At 53.8% G+C, this 2,402-nt stretch carries 3 protein-coding genes; 2 read left to right on the plus strand and 1 reads right to left on the minus strand.

The window, feature by feature from the left end:
• Window positions 1-1,320 (minus strand): type IV secretion system DNA-binding domain-containing protein (locus JNN07_22005; GenBank protein ID MBL9170426.1); only part of this gene is annotated, 1,320 nt, incomplete at its 3' end.
• Between the two features lie 158 nt (window positions 1,321-1,478).
• Between JNN07_22005 and JNN07_22010 the strand changes: the two genes are divergently transcribed.
• Window positions 1,479-1,805: a hypothetical protein gene (locus tag JNN07_22010; protein MBL9170427.1), complete on the plus strand. Its 327-nt coding sequence runs from the start codon at window positions 1,479-1,481 to the stop codon at window positions 1,803-1,805.
• Window positions 1,806-1,861: 56 nt separating this feature from the next.
• Window positions 1,862-2,131: a UPF0175 family protein gene (locus tag JNN07_22015; protein ID MBL9170428.1), complete on the plus strand. Its 270-nt coding sequence runs from the start codon at window positions 1,862-1,864 to the stop codon at window positions 2,129-2,131.
• The last annotated feature ends 271 nt before the right edge of the window (window positions 2,132-2,402 follow it).

Below are 2,402 nucleotides of genomic sequence, written 5' to 3' on the forward strand. Positions count from 1 at the left end.
AAATGATGTTTTGGGAAGCTCGGTTAATTCGCTCTCAAGGACCAGGGGGCGCTGGGAGATTCCGTGGGAGGTGGACTGACCGACGGTTTGCGAGAGAGACGGAGCAAGCTGCCTTGAGGTTCCTCGGCGGCTCTCCATCACTTCCTCCTTACCCAGCACTCGGGAAGCCCAGGAGGCGGTCTCAGGGCTGTTCAATCTTAGAATCACCTTGGTTGCACATTGACCGACCAGTTCATTGGCTACTTTGTCTTGGTAAACGTGGCGGAGCCCTTCGATATCTTGGAAGCCAAGCACGACCCTGGCACCTTTGGAGCGGCCCTGGGTCAAAAGCTGTGGCAGCTTATCTAATTTCTGAGCTTCGCGGATTTCATCCAAGAAAAACCAGGTTTGTCCGCCATCACCTTCGGGACGACTCAAGATTAATTCCGCGATGCGGTAAAAAAGCACCCTGTGAAGCGTATCAACGGCGGCGCGGTTTCCTTCGTCGTTACCCAGGATAAGAATCGATTCCGATTTCATCCATTGGGTGAGGCTTAGTTTTCGGGGTGCATGTTCCCAGGCTGCGGCAATCAACTGGTAGGGGCGGAGGTAGGTCACCACTGCTGCCATAATATTTTGGAGAGTCGGTTTGTATTCAAAGAGGTTCAAAAGGTCGTGGGTGTCTGAGCTTGAACTCAGGACCTGCTCCAAATGCCTTGGGTTTCTCACCAAGAGTAGCGCTTGGCGGAGGGTCCATTTGCCGGGGTGCTGACGAATGAGAAACAGGAACGTCGCTTCCAGCAGGCTTCTCGCGGCATCAGGAAAAAACCGGTTGTGGTCATTCTCGTTTGCAGGGATGAGGATTCGGGCAAGCTGGTGGGCTGCCGGGGCGGTCGTGATATCTGCTGCCGTATCCCACGCCTCCCCGCGTGAATCCATGGGGTTTAGCAGGTGAACCTCACATTTTAGTTTCATGCCGCCCAGGAGACTTAAGAGGTCGCGCTTAGCGTCATAAATCACAGCGCGGTGCTTTTGCCCCGTGCCGATGAGCGGCAGGGCGCTCTGCATCAAGAGCCGCTGCATAACGGTTTTTCCGGAACCCGTTGCTCCGACAAAGGCGATGTGCTCATTGGCAATCTCGGAGGGAAAGCGATGTTTTCCAATGGCAATTCCGGGATCGGCCTTTTCTTTAGTGCTCTGAAGAATCGCGGTCACCTGGGCTTCGCTCCGGAGGGATGCGCCCCTCAGATGGGAAAGTCGGATGGACCTTCGAGGGAAAAGCAATCGACCTAAGATAATGAGTAGCACGGCGATCGGCATTAGATATGCGAGCTGCGACATCGGACCCTCCTTTTCAAAGAACGTAACCAAATCTATCTCACCAAGAGAAACGACAAAGGACAAGTGCGGTTCGCGCTTGCCAGGCTGAGGGTGCGGGGCTAGATAGGATTTGTATGGCTAGATACCCCATTTTTGATGGCGTGCCGAAAGGGGTTGATGTGATCATCGGATTCGACGCCCAGTATCCCGGCTTTTTTCTTTTCATCGAGTGCGTTCAAGGGCGAAAACGCGGAGTGCCCGACAAATTTCTATTTCACAACATCGAAGATCATCCCGGCGTGGTGATGACCATTTCCCAGATTGAAGAGACGCTGAAGCGTTTTGACATCCCGATCACTCGTGATGACGTGGAGCGCCTTGTCAGAGATGCTGAAAAGCACCGATTCGAAGAGGCGATCATCGACGCTCCTCGCCTCATCCCCGGGACAATTGAGGCCGAGCTTGAAGACTTTCGAGCGACCAAAACACGCTACGGCCTTGCGTAAATTGCAGATCAGGAGTTGCCTTTGCAGAAACGAAACGGAAAGTGCTAGTTTGGTGTATGGCAGACATGCTCTCCATTCCCCTATCTCCAGAGCTCACTGAAGCGTTGCAATCGGTTGGCGGCGCGGCCAGGGAGCGATTGGCTGTCTCACTGTTTCGCGAAGGCAGGCTCAATCCCCTAGAGCTAAGTAAAGTGCTGGAACTCGATCGTTTCGAAATCGACGCTGTTCTCAAACGACACCAAGTCACAACAGGGGCGCTGACGCTAAATGATCTGGAAATGGATCGTGTTGTGCTGGACAGGGTTTTAGGATCTGCCAAGAAATGACAGTGGTGACGAGGTCAAGAGATGGTTTGAGGTAGCTCCCGTGATTGACGCAAAGCCAGAAACCGAAGCGATGCTGAGAAACCTCGCGGAAAGCCGAGGCCAGAGCCTTGACGAGCTACTGCGGTCCCTCCTTGTCGGCGTAGCCGATGGAGCAATCTCCAATTTGGTTCCTGTCGAGAAGCATGGTCCCGCTGAAAGACTCGCTGCATTTCGTAGTTGGATCGCCGAACACTCGAGCCCTGGGCCAGTCCTTTCAGACGAAGCCATTGCT

The sequence above is a fragment of the Verrucomicrobiales bacterium genome, assembly GCA_016793885.1.
Lineage (GTDB): Bacteria > Verrucomicrobiota > Verrucomicrobiia > Limisphaerales > UBA11320 > UBA11320.